General features: G+C 69.2%; 14 protein-coding genes. 10 read left to right on the top strand and 4 right to left on the bottom strand.

Annotation, left to right across the window (positions count from 1 at the left end):
* Nucleotides 1-13: 13 nt before the first annotated feature.
* Nucleotides 14-982, bottom strand: a complete 969-nt coding sequence (locus tag EKG36_RS12735) for a zinc metalloprotease HtpX (RefSeq protein ID WP_126484643.1) — start codon at nucleotides 980-982, stop codon at nucleotides 14-16.
* A gap of 199 nt (nucleotides 983-1,181) precedes the next feature.
* Here EKG36_RS12735 and EKG36_RS12730 point away from each other — a divergent pair, with 199 nt between their 5' ends.
* Nucleotides 1,182-2,207: a D-alanine--D-alanine ligase family protein gene (locus EKG36_RS12730; RefSeq protein ID WP_126484641.1), complete on the top strand. Its 1,026-nt coding sequence runs from the start codon at nucleotides 1,182-1,184 to the stop codon at nucleotides 2,205-2,207.
* Between the two features lie 2 nt (nucleotides 2,208-2,209).
* Here EKG36_RS12730 and EKG36_RS12725 read toward each other — a convergent pair whose 3' ends face one another.
* Together EKG36_RS12725 and EKG36_RS12720 are read right to left on the bottom strand one after the other, a co-directional pair.
* On the bottom strand, nucleotides 2,210-4,243 hold the full coding sequence (locus tag EKG36_RS12725; protein ID WP_126484639.1) for a CocE/NonD family hydrolase: 2,034 nt from the start codon (nucleotides 4,241-4,243) through the stop codon (nucleotides 2,210-2,212).
* Between the two features lie 426 nt (nucleotides 4,244-4,669).
* Complete coding sequence (locus EKG36_RS12720; RefSeq protein ID WP_126484637.1) at nucleotides 4,670-5,146, bottom strand: hypothetical protein; 477 nt, start codon at nucleotides 5,144-5,146, stop codon at nucleotides 4,670-4,672.
* Between the two features lie 508 nt (nucleotides 5,147-5,654).
* Between EKG36_RS12720 and EKG36_RS12715 the strand changes: the two genes are divergently transcribed.
* Together EKG36_RS12715 and rloA3 are read left to right on the top strand one after the other, a co-directional pair.
* Nucleotides 5,655-7,661 (top strand): CocE/NonD family hydrolase, encoded by a 2,007-nt coding sequence (locus tag EKG36_RS12715; RefSeq protein ID WP_185827551.1) that lies wholly within the window; start codon nucleotides 5,655-5,657, stop codon nucleotides 7,659-7,661.
* 105 nt (nucleotides 7,662-7,766) lie between these two features.
* A complete protein-coding gene (rloA3, locus tag EKG36_RS12710) occupies nucleotides 7,767-8,333 on the top strand; it encodes a retropepsin-like aspartic peptidase RloA3 (protein WP_126484635.1) in 567 nt (188 codons plus the stop codon).
* 178 nt (nucleotides 8,334-8,511) lie between these two features.
* Here the strand turns inward: rloA3 and EKG36_RS12705 are convergent, their stop codons facing one another.
* Nucleotides 8,512-10,239, bottom strand: a complete 1,728-nt coding sequence (locus EKG36_RS12705; RefSeq protein ID WP_126484633.1) for a M14 family metallopeptidase — start codon at nucleotides 10,237-10,239, stop codon at nucleotides 8,512-8,514.
* Between the two features lie 228 nt (nucleotides 10,240-10,467).
* Here EKG36_RS12705 and dkgB point away from each other — a divergent pair, with 228 nt between their 5' ends.
* The 7 genes from dkgB (at nucleotide 10,468) to EKG36_RS12670 (ending at nucleotide 15,894) form a co-directional block, all read left to right on the top strand.
* Nucleotides 10,468-11,286 carry a 2,5-didehydrogluconate reductase DkgB gene (dkgB, locus tag EKG36_RS12700; protein ID WP_221766076.1) on the top strand — a complete coding sequence of 273 codons (819 nt, stop codon included), beginning with the start codon at nucleotides 10,468-10,470 and terminating at the stop codon, nucleotides 11,284-11,286.
* Nucleotides 11,287-11,414: 128 nt separating this feature from the next.
* On the top strand, nucleotides 11,415-12,014 hold the full coding sequence (locus tag EKG36_RS12695) for an O-methyltransferase (RefSeq protein WP_126484631.1): 600 nt from the start codon (nucleotides 11,415-11,417) through the stop codon (nucleotides 12,012-12,014).
* A gap of 328 nt (nucleotides 12,015-12,342) precedes the next feature.
* The gene (locus tag EKG36_RS12690; RefSeq protein ID WP_126484629.1) at nucleotides 12,343-13,704 is read left to right on the top strand and encodes a selenium-binding protein SBP56-related protein; all 1,362 of its coding nucleotides are present in this window, start codon (nucleotides 12,343-12,345) and stop codon (nucleotides 13,702-13,704) included.
* Between the two features lie 121 nt (nucleotides 13,705-13,825).
* Nucleotides 13,826-14,194, top strand: a complete 369-nt coding sequence (locus tag EKG36_RS12685; protein ID WP_126484627.1) for a thiol-disulfide oxidoreductase DCC family protein — start codon at nucleotides 13,826-13,828, stop codon at nucleotides 14,192-14,194.
* Nucleotides 14,195-14,283: 89 nt separating this feature from the next.
* Nucleotides 14,284-14,712, top strand: a complete 429-nt coding sequence (locus EKG36_RS12680) for an MAPEG family protein (protein WP_126484625.1) — start codon at nucleotides 14,284-14,286, stop codon at nucleotides 14,710-14,712.
* Nucleotides 14,713-14,822: 110 nt separating this feature from the next.
* The gene (locus EKG36_RS12675) at nucleotides 14,823-15,050 is read left to right on the top strand and encodes a hypothetical protein (RefSeq protein ID WP_126484623.1); all 228 of its coding nucleotides are present in this window, start codon (nucleotides 14,823-14,825) and stop codon (nucleotides 15,048-15,050) included.
* 85 nt (nucleotides 15,051-15,135) lie between these two features.
* Nucleotides 15,136-15,894 (top strand): VIT1/CCC1 transporter family protein, encoded by a 759-nt coding sequence (locus EKG36_RS12670; protein WP_126484621.1) that lies wholly within the window; start codon nucleotides 15,136-15,138, stop codon nucleotides 15,892-15,894.
* The last annotated feature ends 11 nt before the right edge of the window (nucleotides 15,895-15,905 follow it).

The raw sequence follows: 15,905 nt of genomic DNA, 5'->3' as shown, positions 1-15,905 counted from the left end.
CGGCGGGCCCGGCTCAGCGCCGCCGGCGCAGGAACCAGTGATGGCCGCCCAACGGGCCGGGCCGCTGGTGGATCATCGGCCGCCGGCCATGGTGGCGTTGCAGCCCGGGGTGAGGGTCGAGCCCATGGAGTTCCCCGTCGATCTCGAACAGCCGCTGGATGCGCTCCTCGGTGGGCGGATGGGTGCGCAACCAGTCGAGCCCGGTGGGCTGCTGCCGGCCGAAGATCGTCGACAACCAGCGGCTGTGGTAGCGCTCAAGCTCGGCCAGCGCCGAGGCCAGGCCCTCCGGGTCGCCGGTGAGGGCCACCGCCTCCAGGTCGGCCTTGTACTCGCGGTTGCGGGAGAGCGCCAGCGACAGCAGGGTGCTCAAGGTGGGTGCCACCGCCACCAGCAGCAAGGGGAGCCAGGGAAAGGCCAGCTCGCCGGCGGCCACCAGCGGCAGGCTCGCGAGCAGCGCAACCTGCACGACCATGGTCATCCACAAGGTAAGACGGGTCATGGCCGCGGCCATGGACATTACCCGGGTGTCGCCGTGGCGCAGATGGCTCGTCTCGTGGGCCAGCACGCCAGCCAGCTCGCGCATCGACAGCGAGCGCAGCAGGCCCTCGGTGACGGCGATGCCGCCATCCCGCCAGGTGCCGACCGCGAAGGCATTGAGGTCGGGGGAGGGCACATAGAAGAGCTGGGGCGTGATGGGCAGGTCGGCGCGCGCATAGAGGTGGGCGAGCACCTCGTAGAGCTCGGGTGCCTGGTGGCGGCGCAGCATGCCGGCCCCGGCGTTGGTCAGGATCACCCGCACGGGCATCCAGCTGCTGAGCAGCGTGGCGAACACCACCGCGGTCATCGAGATCAGCACCCCCCCCGGGCCGGCGAGCAGGAAGCCGGGCACGGAGAGCGACAACGCCAGGCCGCCCATGATCAGCAGGGTCTGCAGGGCGTTGGTCATCCTGTTGCGCCACAGTCGGTCGCGTCGCAGTGTCATGGCATGCCTCGTCGGGACCCGCTCCCTTACCCTAGCTTCCTGAGACGTTGACCGGATAGTCGCGCGTTCGCTCCCTGTCCCCAACGTTATGGCGTGTCGTCGCCTCGCATGATCCCCGGGAAGGCCGCCTCGACGAGCTATACTTCGGCTATCGCAAGACCAATTGCCCTGCCGCCGATACGCCGCGACGGAGGAAACCATGGGAGACCTGATAGTGGCCGTGGTGCTGGGGGATCCTCGGCTGCCGTATGCCTATGCCGTGGGCGGGCGTTTCGGTGACGAGGAACGCGCAGCGGTCGAGCACCTGCACACGGCGCTCTCGCAGCTCGAGGGGTATCGCTTCACCTACCTCGACCACCATGCCACGCTGATCGACGACCTGCGGGCCACCCCCTACGACCTGGCCCTGAACCTCTGCGATACCGGCTTCCGCAACCACTGGGAGCTGGAGCGGGATATCCCGGCCTTGCTGGAGATCCTGGGCATTCCCTATACCGGGGCCGACCCCATGAGCATCAGCCTGACCACCGACAAGGCCCTGGTCCGGGTGCTGGCGGCGGGGCAGGGCATCCCCGTGCCCAACGAGACCTACGTGGCGCTGGCCGCCGACCCGCTGGTGCTGCCCAGCATCTATCCCTGCCTGATCAAGCCCAACAGCAGCGGGGGCAGCTTCGGCATCACCCGGGACTGCGTGGTACAGGACGCCGGGGAGGCGGAGCGCTACCTGCGCTGGCTCGCCGCGCAGCCCGGCGTCGCCGATGCCCTGATCCAGGACTTCCTCACCGGCCCGGAGTACACGGTCGGCCTGGTGGGCAATCCCGCCACCGGCTTCACGGTCCTGCCTCCCCTGGAGATCGACTACTCGGCACTGGACCCGCAGCTGCCGCCGATCCTCACCCACGGCTCCAAGGCGGACCCGGACTCGCCCTACTGGGCAAGGCTCCAATTCCGCCGGGCCCGGATCGATGACGTCAAGCGGAGCCAGCTGGTGGACTATTCGGTGACCCTGTTCCGGCGCCTGGGCCTGCGCGACTACGCGCGCTTCGACTTCCGCGAGGGCGAGGATGGCCAGCCGCGGCTGCTCGACGTCAATACCAACCCCACCTGGTACCGGGACGGCAAGCTGGCCCTGATGGCCGAGTGGGCGGGCCACCCCTACCAGGAGCTGCTGCGGCTGATCCTCGAGGCCGCGATCTCGCGCCAGGGGCTCGACATCGGCATCTGACCTCACAGCAGGTCACGGCGGATCTCCTCGTCCCAGTCCCGGCGGGCTAGCAGGTCGCTACCCTCGTAGGCCTTCAGCAGGCCGCGAATGCGAAAGCTGTGGGGCGTCGCGGTCAACTGGGTACGGCACTCCAGGCGGGTGGACCAGGGACCGCGGCGATGGGTGGTGATCTGCTCGACCGTCGCCTCGGCCGATCCCGGGTCATAGTCATGGATCCGATAGGTCTTGGTGATGGTGTAGCCGACCGTCAGGTCGATGTCCTCGATGCGGGCCACGGCGGCGTCGCCGAAGTCCCCGCCGGTCGTCGAGATCCGGTAGGTCGACATGCCGGTCGTCAGGTCGCGCTCCACCTGCCGGCGGAAGGGCGCCACCGTCAGGGTGGTCATCTCGGGCATGGGGGCGCGTTCCGGCGGGTCGAAGGGCCGCAGCTGGTCATCCTCGGCCCGCGGCGGCCGCACCGGCAGCGACAGCTGGCTGGCGCCGGTGTAGAGGGTCAGGTTGACGGGCTCCGGGGCCGGCCAGATCACCGGCCAGTAGCTCGTCGAGATCGCCAGCCGAAGGGTGTGGCCGGGGGCGAAGGCATAGGCGATGTCGTTGAGCTGTATCGTGACCTGATAGCGTCGGCCCGGTGTCATGGGGACCGGGGTCTGGCGGCTGTCGCGCTGGGACAGATTGAGGATGCCGTAGCTGACCCGGGCGGAGGCGCCATCGGGAGCCACGTCGTTGAGGCGCACGATGACGAAGGCGACGGGGCGGTCGACCGCCAGGGCCAGCGAGACGCTGGGGGGGCCGAGAATCTCCAGGCGCTCCTCGAGGGGATCGGTGTCGAACACCAGTGACTTGCCGTCGTCCTCCCGCTGGTCGATGGGGGCCTCGCCCTCCGAGCCGAAGCCGTACCAGTCGCCGGCGGTCAGCCCGGTGGTCTGTGGCGAAGCCAGGTGCATGCGGTCCTCGCTGTCGGGGCGCTCGCCCAGCGACAGCACGTTCAGGTAGAGGGTCTTCTCCCCGAGCCGCGGCGAGGGCCAGGCCGTCTCCGCCACCCAGCGCCCGGGGCGCTCGGCATACATCGGCGCGGGAGGCACGTATTCCTCCATCCACACCCGCAGCATGGGCTCGTCCATGATGCCGGTACCCACCCCCTTCAACCAGTGATCCCACCAGCGCAGGGCCTCCTGGAAGAAGCCGATCGCCGGGCCGGGCAGGGCGGCGTGGGGAAAGGCATGGGACCAGGGGCCGATCAGGCCCTTGCGCGGCACCGTCAGCCCGGCCAGCAGCCGCGGGATGGCGTTCACGTAGCCGTCGGCCCAGCCGCCGACGGCATAGACCGGACAGGCCACGGCCGTGAAGTCCTCGCACACCGAGCCATGCCGCCAGTAGGCGTCGCGATGGGGGTGGCGCATCCACTCCAGGGGATAGAAGGGCGCCTGCTCGATGCGCTGTCGCCACTTCGCCCGCCAGTCGCCCCCCGCGATGTCCGGGTCCGGGGGCGTCGTGGCACAGGACAGCAGGACCGAGCCCCAGCCGAGGTTCTCGTTGAGCAGGCAGCCGCCCTGGTAGTGCACGTCGTCCCGGTAGCGGTCGTCGGTGGAGCACATGGTGATGATCGCCTTGAGCGGCGCGGGGCGCAGGGCCGCCACCTGGAGGGCGTTGAAGCCGCCCCAGGAGATGCCCATCATGCCGACCTCGCCATTGCACCAGGGCTGGGCGACCAGCCAGGCGATGGCCTCGACGGCATCATCGAGTTCCTGGGGCAGGTATTCGTCGTAGAGCACGCCATCGGAGTCGCCGCTGCCGCGCAGGTCGAGACGGATACAGGCATAGCCGTGGCCGGCGAAGTAGCGGTGCAACGGCTCGTCGCGCAGGCGGGTGAAGTCGCGCTTGCGGTAGGGCATGTACTCCAGGATGGCCGGCACGGGATCCTGCTCCGCGTCGGTCGGCCGCCAGATGCGGGCCGCCAGGCGGGCCCCGTCGCTCATGGGGATCCAGACGTTCTCGGTGACCCGGACTTCCCGGGGAAACTCCTCGACGATCTTCATGGCACTCACCTCTAGGGCAAGCACCGCGGGCGGCGGTGTATCCTGAAGCATATACGAGGGAGGCACGCGACGGCGTGGCAGAACGGGGCCAGCCACGGAGACAACCATTGCGAACATTGATCGGCATCATGGTCGTCCCATCCTGCTCACCTAGGCTTTTTTATGCGATCGGATTGGTGGATCGCCCATATCTCGACGGAGGCGGGAAACTCCTCTGCCGTGATTCTCATCTGTCTTGTAAGGTGCCTTACCATGGCCAACAAGACGTTCAAGGAGGCCTCTCCTTCCGCCACTCAGCCCGCCACGACAACCGAGCCGGGAACGGCGTGACAACAAGGAGCCGCACCGGCCACCTGGCGCGACGATGAGATCATCGCGCCGGCGTTGCGCCCGGCTGGCCTCCTGGCGATCCGCCGTGCCGGGTGATCATGCCCGTTTCTGTTGGTCTGTCTGACTCTCCATCAAGATGTGGCACTCGAGCTGTTTCTGGCGGGCGTATTCCAGCAACGGCCGCTCCAACTCCGGGGTGCCATTGACCGCCTGCAGTTGCCGGGCGATGCGGTGGGCTTCCATGGCCGCGGCCATCGCCTCCTGCAGCAGTTGGTCGGCCGTGGCCCCGTCGACGACGAAGAACCGCTCTGGATGGGCCCTCGCCGGCTCGTCCTGCAACGCGGGCAGGTCCACGCAGGCTCCGAGCCCCAGGTTGTCGGCGGCCCACCGCAAGGCTTCGAGGCGCCGCTCGCAGGCGACGCCCAACTCCGTCATGCGGTTGCTCAGTTCGGCGTCATAGGGCAGAAATCTCAGGGCTAGCTGGCGGTACCGCCGCCATGTCTTGAGCTCGAGGGTACTGGCCTGCAGGAGTTCATTCTGCGGCAGCAGAGTGAGGGTCTTGATGTCGATCATGCTTCCAGCCTCATGAGAAATGTTCCGGGACATTCCCTGCGTCATGGGCGGCATCTCGAGGGTGCCGCCGCTGCGTCACCTGTAGTGCGAACGCTTCGCGGCGGGGTCAATGCCGGCGGGGCAAGCACCCGGGGAGAGAAGAGGCGCTGCGGATGCGTCGTTGTTATCGATGACTGACGCCTTTTCGCCCGTCGAGCTCAACCTTGATGCGTCATCATTACAGTCATGGTGGCGCATTCCTCGCGAGAGTCAGTCTAGGGAGGTGAGGGCAGCGCCGCTTTGACCATTATCAATGTTCTGGATGGCCAGGGCGGTCGAGCCCTGGAGGTTCGCGAATGGCCGGGCAGGGCGGTCCTGGAGGGCCGGGGAACCGTTCATGGCCACTCTCCGCTTCGCTATGCATCTAGCGTCGAGGCAAGGGGCGGCGGCGACGGTATATGCTGAGGGGTATCGGAGCGGGCCGGGCCCATCCACGATTGCCGTGCCGGACGTCTCGGGAGGAGAGGGAATGGCGGATGCGCAGCAGGCCGGTGTGATGGTCATCGAGAATGCCTGGATCCCCATGCCGGATGGCGCGCGCCTGGCCGCCAAGCTGTGGTTGCCCGAGGGGGCCGAGCAGGCACCGGTGCCTGGCCTGCTCGAATACATTCCCTACCGCAAGCGGGACGCGCGAGCCATCCGCGACAGCCAGATCCACGGCTACTTCGCCCGGCACGGCTATGCCAGCGTGCGCGTCGACCTGCGGGGCAGCGGCGATTCCGATGGCATTCTTCACGACGAGTACCTGTCCCAGGAGCTGGAGGACGGCGTCGAGGTGATCCGCTGGATCGCCGCCCAGCCCTGGTGCAACGGCCGGGTGGGGATGATCGGCATCTCCTGGGGCGGGTTCAATGGCCTGCAGATCGCTGCCCTGCAGCCCCCCGAGCTGAAGGCGGTGATCACCGTGTGTTCCTCCGATGATCGCTACACCGACGATGTCCATTACATGGGGGGCTGCCTGCTGACCGACAACCTGTCCTGGGCCTCGGTGATGCTCTCCTACAATGCCTGTCCTCCCGACCCGGACATTGTCGGCGAGCGCTGGCGCGAGCTCTGGCTCCGTCGGCTCGAGCACAGCGGACTCTGGCTGAAGATCTGGCTGGACCACCAGCGCCGGGACGACTACTGGCGTCACGCCTCGGTCTGCGAGGACTTCGCGGCGATCCGCTGTCCGGTGTTCGCGGTCAGCGGCTGGGCCGATGGCTACTGCAACACGGTGTTCCGCTTGATCGACCACTTGAACGTGCCGCGCAAGGGGCTGGTGGGATCCTGGGGTCACAAGTACCCCCACCTGGGCGGGCCGGGGCCCTCCATCGACTTCCTCGGCGAGTGCCTGCGCTGGTGGGATCGCTGGCTCAAGGAGCGCGACAATGGCGTGGACCGGGAGCCGCTGCTGCGGGCCTGGATGCAGGACAGCGTCTCGCCGATCAGCGACGACCGCCCCGGTCGCTGGGTCGCCGAGACGCAGTGGCCGAGCCGGCGTCTCTGCCCGCGGGTCTTCGCCCTGTCCCGGGAAGGTCTGGTCGCCGGAGAGCCGACCGAGGGCGATGCCCTGTCGATCCGCAGCCCGCTGAACGTGGGGCTCTTCGCCGGCAAGTGGTGCAGCTATGCGGAGAGTACCGACCTGCCCACCGATCAGCGCCTGGAGGATGGTGGCTCGCTGTCCTTCGACACCCCGCCGCTGACGGAGGCCCTGGAGATCCTGGGCCAGCCGGTCGTCGAGCTCGAGCTCTCTGCCGACACGCCCCAGGCGATGGTCGCCGTGCGGCTCTCCGACATCGGCCCCGACGGTACCGTTACCCTGGTGACCTACGGGCTGCTCAACCTCAGCCATCGCCACGGTCATGAGCATCCCGAGCCGCTGACGCCCGGCGAGCCCGGCCGGGTCAGGGTCCGGCTGAACCACGTCGCGCAGTGCTTCCCCGCGGGCAATCGCCTCCGCGTGGCGATCTCTTCCTCGTACTGGCCGCTGGCCTGGCCGTCGCCCTTCCCGGCGACCCTGACGCTCCATCCGCGGGGCTGTCGGCTGATCCTGCCGCAGCGACCCCAACGGGCTGCGGACAAGTCACTGCACGACCTCGGCGAGCCTCGCATGGCGCCGGGGCCGGCCACCACCCTGCTGGTGCCGCCCCACCGCGAGTGGACGGTGCTGTTCAACCTGGCCACCAACGAGGCCACGCTGGGAATCATCGACAACGATGGCAGCTGGCGCCTCGATGACCTGGACCTGACGCTGGGCTACGAGGTGGCCGAGCGGTACTCCCAGGCCAACGACGACTACGCCACGGTGAGCGGCGAGGTGATCAATCGGCGGTGGTTCGAGCGCGGCGACTGGCGGGTGGATATCGCCACCCGCACGGTGATGACCAGCACGGCCACGCACTTCCACGTCAATGCCACCCTGGATGCCTACCAGGGGAACGAGCGGGTCTTCTCGCGCACCTGGAACGAATCCACCCCGCGTGACACCATCTGACGTCACGGGGAACCCGCCTGCCCGCCGGCTGTCCATGCAGGCGGTGCGTCCAGGTGGGGCCTGTCCACCACGAGTCCATTCATCAGCGTTAACCGAGGAGTCAGAATGAAAACCGCCCTGCGACACGCACTGATCCCTTTCCTGGGTGTCTGCCTGCTGAGCGGCACCGCCGCTGCCGCTGAGGAACGCGAGGTGTATGGCTGGGTCGAGAAGACCACCATCGAGCCCTGGGGGGTGGAGGTGAAGGCCAAGCTCGACAGCGGGGCGCTGACCTCCTCCATGCAGGCCGAGCATATCGAGGAGTTCAAGCGCGACGGCGAGGACTGGGTGCGCTTCGAGGTCGAGGTCGAGGACGAGGCCACCGGCGAGGTCGTCGCCAGGGAATACGAGCGCAAGGTCTATCGCCGGCTGATCCTCACCGGGGCCGGCGGCAAGGACCGCCGCCCGGCGGTGCTGATGACGATCTGCATGGGGGATACCCGCTACCAGGAACAGTTCAGCCTCGAGGACCGCGGCGACATGAACTACCCGGTCCTGCTGGGACGGCGCGCCATCCAGGACCTGGGGCTGCTCGACGTTACCCAGACCTTCACGCACTCGCCGGAGTGCGACGAGGACTCGCCGCTCCGGGAGCATGCCGACAAGGAGTACGACGAGGACATCGGCATCTAGTGTGCCGTATCGCAGGAGGGCCGTAGCATCCTGGCGGCCCCCAGGCCGCCAGGATGCGTGGCCACTTCTCGCCATCGGGGTGCTGTGCCCGTCGCGGCCCGGTGCCTGATGGCTCGATGCGCTCGCCATCTCGCCAACGAAGCTTCGCCACAGCCCGCTGGCGCGGCGGCCTGACCGGCTAGCGGGTGTCCTCGATCGGGAGCCGGCGCGTGATGCCGCCGAGCCGCGGGCTCTCGACCCGCACCGTCACCTCTCCCTGCCCCTCGATCAACCAGCGCGCCCGGGCCTGATGGCTATTGCCCCGGGAGCGCTGGAACCAGGGCATATGGGCGGCATCGCCCAGGCCGCGCCCCCAGCCGTCGAGATGACCCAGCGCCTGGCGGGCGCGGCAGACGTCATGCAGGCGGCAGCCCAGCGGGCTTGCCCAGGCCACCACGCCGCCGTTCCAGGGGCGCTCGCGCGCCGCCTGTACGCCCTGCGTCGGCAGGTAGCCGTGATTGGCGGCCGTCAGCTCCAGCAGGTGCTGACGGGGCCCCAGCCGGGTCAGCGTCAGGTCCTCGATCACCAGTCGCGGCATCATCACGGCGACCCGCAGCCAGTAATCGACCAGGGCGTCGCAGAGCCCGGGCAAGGCCTCGGGTGGCGGGTTCCAGAGCCCGCAGACGGGGTCCAGGCCGCCGACCTCCACCTGCCCCAGCTGGGGATGTACCAGGGATTGCCAGTCGCCGAACAGCCGCCGCTGGTTCTCGCTGAGGTCCCAGCGCGCCAATCCCTCCAGGGCCTCGCGGTCGAAGCTCGTGTAGTGGTCGATGAAGCGCGCGGGTGCGGGCCGCCCGAGCCGATGGAACAGGTCCCAGAGCTCGCAGACGATCGCCACGCAGCCCCGCTGGTGGTAGGCGAAATCGATCAGGTCGCCGTGCAGCGGGGTGTCGGGCTCATAGCAGAACTCCTCGAAGCTGCTCACTGTCGGGTAGCCGACCCGTGCCTCGCCCCATTCGGCGAGCTGGCGGTAGAGCGCCAGGTCGGCGGGGGCCATGCGGCTGTCCGGGGCGTGGGAAAGGGGGCGGATAAAGACCCCGCCGAAGGTGTGCAGGTTCAGCCAGGCATAGAGGTTGGGGTGCTGCAGCGCGAAGTCGATGACGGCGCGGGTCTCCGGCTCGGCGCCGGGCCGCTGGCCGGCGCCGAGCTGTTCAGGCTCCGGCTGCCAGCTCCAGGGAAACTGGCGGTTGAAGTCGGGCGTGTCGGCCAGCCAGTCCGGCTCGGGGATCGTCTGGCCGTCCCAGTGCTCGATGGCACCCTCGGGATAGAGCCGCCAGTAGGGCGGCGGGTCGTCCACCCGGCGTGGCAGCATCAGCCCGGGGTAGCGGGCCGAGGCGACGAAGTCGCCGGCCGGGTCGACCCGGCGCAGGTAGCGGCAGCGGCCGTCGCCGTCGAGATCCTGGGCATACCAGCGGGGCCGCTCGGGGCTGTCGGGGTGGCGTCGCGGCGCCGAGCGCACGAAGCCGCCCTGGGCCAGCACCTGCTCGGCCCCGTCGGGAGAGATCCGCGGGCAGATATAGAACAGCACCTCGCGCAGGGCCTCGCGCAGCGGCTCGGGCCAGTCGTCGGCCCGCGCCTCGGGGTCGAGGTGCAGGGCCAGGGCGACCTCGGCGATGGCCAGGGCCACGCTGGAACCGGCCAGCTCGCTGCCGTGCATGTTGCCATCCACCCAGACGCCGGGGCGCCGGCGGTCGGGTTCCGGGCCGATGGTCAGCACCCAGATCTCGCGGCCCTGGGGCGTCGTGCCGATGCTGTGCAGGTGGGCCAGCTCGGGGTGGGCCTCGGCCCAGGCCTCGAGCTGGCGGGTGAGCGCCTTGTGGCTCAGGTACTCATGGCGATAACGGCCATCCTGGTGGGGCTGGGGCATGCCGGTACCTCGGTGAGTGAGTGCTTACCTGAGTATGCGCCATGCCGGCGCCGGTAGTGAGGACTCGTCTGCGTCCGCAGCCACGTGAGGGCGCCGGGGCGGGCCCGTCCGTGAAGAATCGCTTAGACCGCTATGCTTTTTCTCGTGTCGGGGCTGGCTTAGCATGGGGGGAAGCCCACGCATGGACAGGCGGATTCTGGATGCCGCCATAGCTCACCAGGAGTCGAGATGATCGCTACCCCCCTGCTGCCCGCCATCGGCTTCGGCACCTTTCGTCTCGAGGGCCGCGAGGCGATCGAGGCCGTGAAGAGCGCCCTGGCCCTGGGCTATCGCCATATCGACACCGCCCAGATGTACGGCAACGAGGCCGAGGTCGGCCAGGCCCTCCGCGAGAGCGGCGTGGCCCGCGAGGAGGTCTTTCTCACCACCAAGGTGTGGACGGACCGCCTGCGTCGCGACGACCTGATCGCCAGCCTGCGCGAGAGTCTCGAGCGGCTTGGCGTCGAGCGTGTCGACCTGGCGCTGATCCACTGGCCGTCTCCCGGGGACGAGGTGCCGATGGCCGAGTACCTGGCCGCCCTCGCCGAGGCCCGGGCGCTGGGGCTGACGCGGCATATCGGCGTCTCCAACTTCACCATCGGCCAGATCGACGCCGCGCTGGACTTGCCCGGCGGCGAGCAGCTGGTCACCAACCAGATCGAGGTGCATCCCTTTCTCGCCAACCGCCGGGTGGTCGAGCATTGCCAGGCCCGGGGGGTGCAGGTGACCGGCTACATGCCGCTGGCGGTGGGCCGGGTGATGGCGGACGCGACCCTCCAGGACATCGCCGCGACTCATGGCGTGACGCCGGCCCAGGTCGCCCTGGCCTGGGTCGCGTCACGCGGCATCGTGGTGATTCCCTCCTCCACCAGGCCCCATCACCAGCGGGCCAACCTCGAGGCCATGACGCTGACGCTGAGCGACGCGGAGTGCCGGCGCATCGATGCCCTGGACCGCGACGAGCGAATCGCCGACCCGGACTTCGCCCCGCGCTGGGACCCCGCCTGAGGGATGGGCCGCGGCGCGCGCTCGTCGGGTCCCCGGCGGCCTTCCCGGGAACACGGGGCGGGGCTCGGTTGTCTCGATAGAATAGCAGACCATGTTTTCCACCATCCGGATTGCCAAGGGAGCAGGCGATGCATGAACCCGGCACACTGTCGGCCGTGAAGGCCGAGCTGGAGGCCTTCGGCGCCGTCAACGACCCGGCCGCCAGCGATGGCCGCGAGCGCATGCTCAACATCACGCCGGACACCGGGGAATTCCTCGGCGTGCTGGTGCGGGCCACCGGTGCCCGGCAGATCCTCGAGGTCGGCACCTCCAATGGCTACTCGACCCTGTGGCTCGCCGAGGCGGCCCTGGACACGGGGGGGCGGGTGACCACCGTGGAGTGGGCCACCGACAAGTGGGTGAAGGCCGGCGAGAACTTCGCCGCCGCGGGCGTCGACGGGGTGGTCGAGTCGCTGCATGCCGATGCCGAGAAGGTGCTCGAGCGCCAGGACGAGGCCTCACTCGAGCTGATCTTCCTCGACGCCGACCGGGCCCGCTACCCGGACTGGTGGCCGATGCTGCGGCGCGTGCTGTGCCCGGGCGGCCTGCTGGTGATGGACAATGCCACCTCCCATGCCGAGGAGGTGGCGCCCTTCGTCGAACTGGTGCAGGCCGATCCGGCCTTTGCCACCAGCCTGGTCTCGGTGGGCAAGGGGGAATTCCTGGCCACCCGAACCGCTCAGTCCTGACGAGCGCACGCCGCAGGTCCTGGCCGTGTCCGACGGGGCATGACCCGCTCGCCCGGCTGGCTATCGGGCCATCATTCGCTCATCGCCCGCGTGTATTGGTCAGCCGGCTGGCCAGTGCCTAGGGTATAGATGAGGACCTCCCCCCCAGGGGGAGCGCCCGGGGCTTGTCCTGTGGGCCCCGGGGCGTGATGCCCCGCTGGCCAGGGCGAGCACGGAACCATCTCATCGACGTGCAGACTGGGTGCCTTTGCGCCTCACGTTGCTTTGTCGGCCGCCAGCACGCGACCCGAGCCTGGACGCATGGCCCCCGGTAGCAAGTGAGGTTCACATGGAACCCGACATCGTCAAAGGCCCGTACCGTGGGAAGCCGGCGCAGTGGGGGCGCCAGGGGCTGGTCCCCCCAGCCGTCACCGGCTGTGCCGCCACGCTGGCCTTGAGCGCCCTGATCAGCGGCGCGGCGCTGGCCGACGAGGGGGAGACAGACGACCCGCGAGAATCCTTCCTCTATGTGGTGGCCATCGACGCCAGCGAGGAAGCGCATCCGGACATGCTCACCCTGGTGGGCGCCGATCCGGAGCAGCCGTCGACCTACGGGGAGATCATCGCCGTCCGCTCGCTGCCCGAAGCGGGCGACAACGTCCACCATTGGGGCTACTCGCTGGATCAAGAACGGCTGCTGATCCCGGGCCTGTTCTCCGATCGCTTCTACGTGTTCGACGTCGCCGAGGATCCTCGGGAGCCGACCCTGGTTCGCCAGGAGGACGGACTGCGTGGGGAGAGCGGTTACATCGCCCCGCATACGGTCACGCCCCTCGAGGGCGGGGTTGCCCTGGTGTCGATGCTCGGCGCCGACACCCCCAGCAGCGGTCCCGGCGGCCTGGTGCTGATCGATGACGAGACCGCGGCCTTCCAGCGCCACTTCGGGCCGGGCCCCGAGCGGGCGCCCGACGAGGGGGGGCCGGAATACATGTACGATATTGCCATGAAGCCGGGGCTCAATCGCCTGGTGACCACCACCTGGGGCTATCCCGACGACGTCCTGAAGCCTCCCTATGCCCCGAACGGCGACAGCGTCGCCGTCTGGGATCTGGAACAGGAGACCGTCATCCAGGTGGTGAGCCTGGGCGAGGGAGCGGGGGCGACCGAGGCCGACTGGCTCCACGCGCCGGAGTCCCGCTACGGCTATACCATCGGCACCGATGGCGGCGCCTGGCTGTGGGAGGACGAGGATGCCAACGGGCGCCTGGATTTTCATCGGGTGCTGAGCGATCTGGGGGTGCCCTGCGACATGACGATCTCCTCCGATGATCGCTACCTGTTCATCGCCAACTGGTTCAGCGACAACGTCCAGCAGTACGATATCCGCGATCCCTACGCGCCCGCCCTGGTGGGCGAGGCTGCGGTCCCGCATCCCTGCATGATGCGCCTGAGTCCGGATGACCAGCGGCTCTACGTGACCAACTCGGTGCTCACCACCCTGGACGCCGACCCCGAGTTCGGCCCGCGGAACGATGCCTACGGCATCTACCTGCTCGAGGTGGATGACCCTGGCGGGCTGTCGCATGTCACGGGAGACGGCAGCGCCTGGGCAGACTTCACCCAGGTGTCCCGGGAGGGCGTCAGCGGGCCTGCGGGGCCACACATGGTGCTGTTCGATCCCGGCGTGCCCATCGAGGCCGGCCACCACTAGGCCATCCGGTCCGGGGGAGACGCCCTGGGTGTCCCCCCCCCGCGGCCGAGCGGAAAGGGGCGCGAGATCGCCAGGCCATCTGCCCCCAGGACCCCTCCCAACCCCGTCTCGCGAGGAGCGCATGACCGACCAAGCCACCGTGAAGGTCTACTACGACGCCGCCTGTCCTATCTGCCGGCGCGAGCGGCGCCGCTACGAGCGGCTGGCCGGCGGGGCCCCGGGAGTGGCATGGATCGATGTCACGCGCCACGCGGCTCGGCTGCGTGAGCGAGGCATCGACCCGCGCGATGCCCTGCGCTCCCTGTATGTCGAGGACGAGCGCGGTCGGCTGTGTAATGGCCTGGATGCCTATATCCTGCTGATGCGCCGCGTGCCCGTGCTCAGGCCCCTGGCCTGGGTGATCGGCCTGCCGGGCCTCAAGCCCCTGCTGGCCTGGGGTTATCGCCACTGGGTGCGGCGTCGCCTGGCCCGGCAAGGCCGGCTCGACTGAGGCAAGACCGGCTCCGGCCAGGCCCGTGCCGCCGGGAGAGTGCCGGTGCCTCGCCCCGCTCGCGTATGACCTCATCTAGGGAAGGAAGCATGCCCCTCATCCTCTATGTCCTCTTCGTCGTCTCGCTGCTGCCGATCCTGCTGGCCTGGGTCGGGGCGCTGTATCGGGTGCGCCAGTTCGGGCGTCTCGACAACCACCATCCGCGGGGCCAGCAGGCGCGCCTTACGGGCGTGGGTGCCCGGGTGAATGCCGCCCAGGCCAACGCCTGGGAGTCGCTGGCCGTGTTTGCCGCCGTGTGCGTCATCGCCATCGGCAGCGGGCTGGACCTTGCCGGCCTCGACGGGGCGGCCTGGCTGTTCCTGGCCTGCCGCCTGCTGCATCCGTTGCTCTATGCGGCCAATCTCGCCTGGTGGCGCTCCGGCGTCTATGCGACGGGCATGGCCGCCTGTCTCTACATCGTCTGGCGGGCGGCGAGCCAGGGCGGGAACGGCGCGCTCGCCTCCCTGGGCCAGGTGTGATCGCTCGGTAGATAGCGTCGCACTCTTCATGGTCGAGCCCTGCTGGTCCATCGAGTCGCTGAGGAAGGGCGTATGCTTGGGTAAGCAAGGCGTTGCCAGCAGACCTCACCATGCGTCATCCCGAGACGCCGGACGGCCGCTATTTCGTCGCCCGGGACCGGCTGTGGCGCAAGACCGATCCGCGCCTCGACGAGGACGAGCGTCGCGCTCGGGGCCGCGAGCTGATGCGTGCTCGCCGGGCGGTCAGGACGGCCCTGGGCGACGGCCCCCCGGACGAGAGCGGCAAGCACCCGCGGCACTCCTCCTATGCCGAGTGGTGGGCGTCGCAGGAGGAATGACGCCGCTGTCGGCCGCCTGGACAGGCGGCCCGCCCCTGACGACCCTTCAACAAGGGGCCGGAGCCCGTGTCGCCGAGGAGGCAGCATGAAGCGCAGCAAGCAGCAGGCGCTGAGGGAACACCACGATCCCGAGGCGATCCGCCGTCGTCTCGAAGCGCCGTCCCGTGCCCAGAGCACGCCGGATGCCATCCTCGGGGCCATCGATGGCTGCGTGACCACCTTCGCGGTAGTCTCGGGGGCCTTTGGCGCGGGGTTCTCGGCCCGGGTGGCGCTGGTGCTGGGCTTCGCCAACTTGCTGGCTGACGGCTTCAGCATGGCGATCAGCAACTACGAGGCGGTCCAGGCACAGCGCGAGGGCGTGGAGCGCGCCCGGGAGCGCGAGCACGAGCATATCGACCTGGTGCCCGAGGGCGAGCGGGAGGAGATCCGCCAGATCTATGCCCGCAAGGGCTTCGAGGGGGAGGTGCTGCAGCGGGTGGTGGAGACCATCAGCCGCGACCGGGAGGTGTGGGTGGAGACCATGCTCACCGAGGAGCATGGCCTGCAACGCATCGCGCTGAGCCCGTGGCGCTCGGCGCTGGTGACCTTCCTGGCCTTCCTGGTGGTGGGCGCGATGCCGCTGGTGCCCTATGCGCTACCCGGCATCGCGCCCTGGCATCGCTTCCTGGCCAGCCTGGCGATCGCCGCCTTGATGTTCCTGCTGATCGGCATGCTCAAGAGCCTGGTCTACCAGCGGCCGGTGTGGCAGTCGGGGCTGCGCACGCTGCTGATGGGGGGCGCGGCGGCCGGCCTGGCATTCTTGACCGGCTACCTGGCCCAGGCCTGGTTCGGCGTGGCGCTCTGAGCCGCGCCCGG

It is taken from the genome of Halomonas nitroreducens (assembly GCF_003966155.1).
Taxonomy (GTDB): Bacteria; Pseudomonadota; Gammaproteobacteria; order Pseudomonadales; family Halomonadaceae; genus Halomonas; species Halomonas nitroreducens.
The sequence above is the reverse complement of the archived record's forward strand: the minus strand, read 5'-3'. Positions and strand labels throughout refer to the sequence as shown.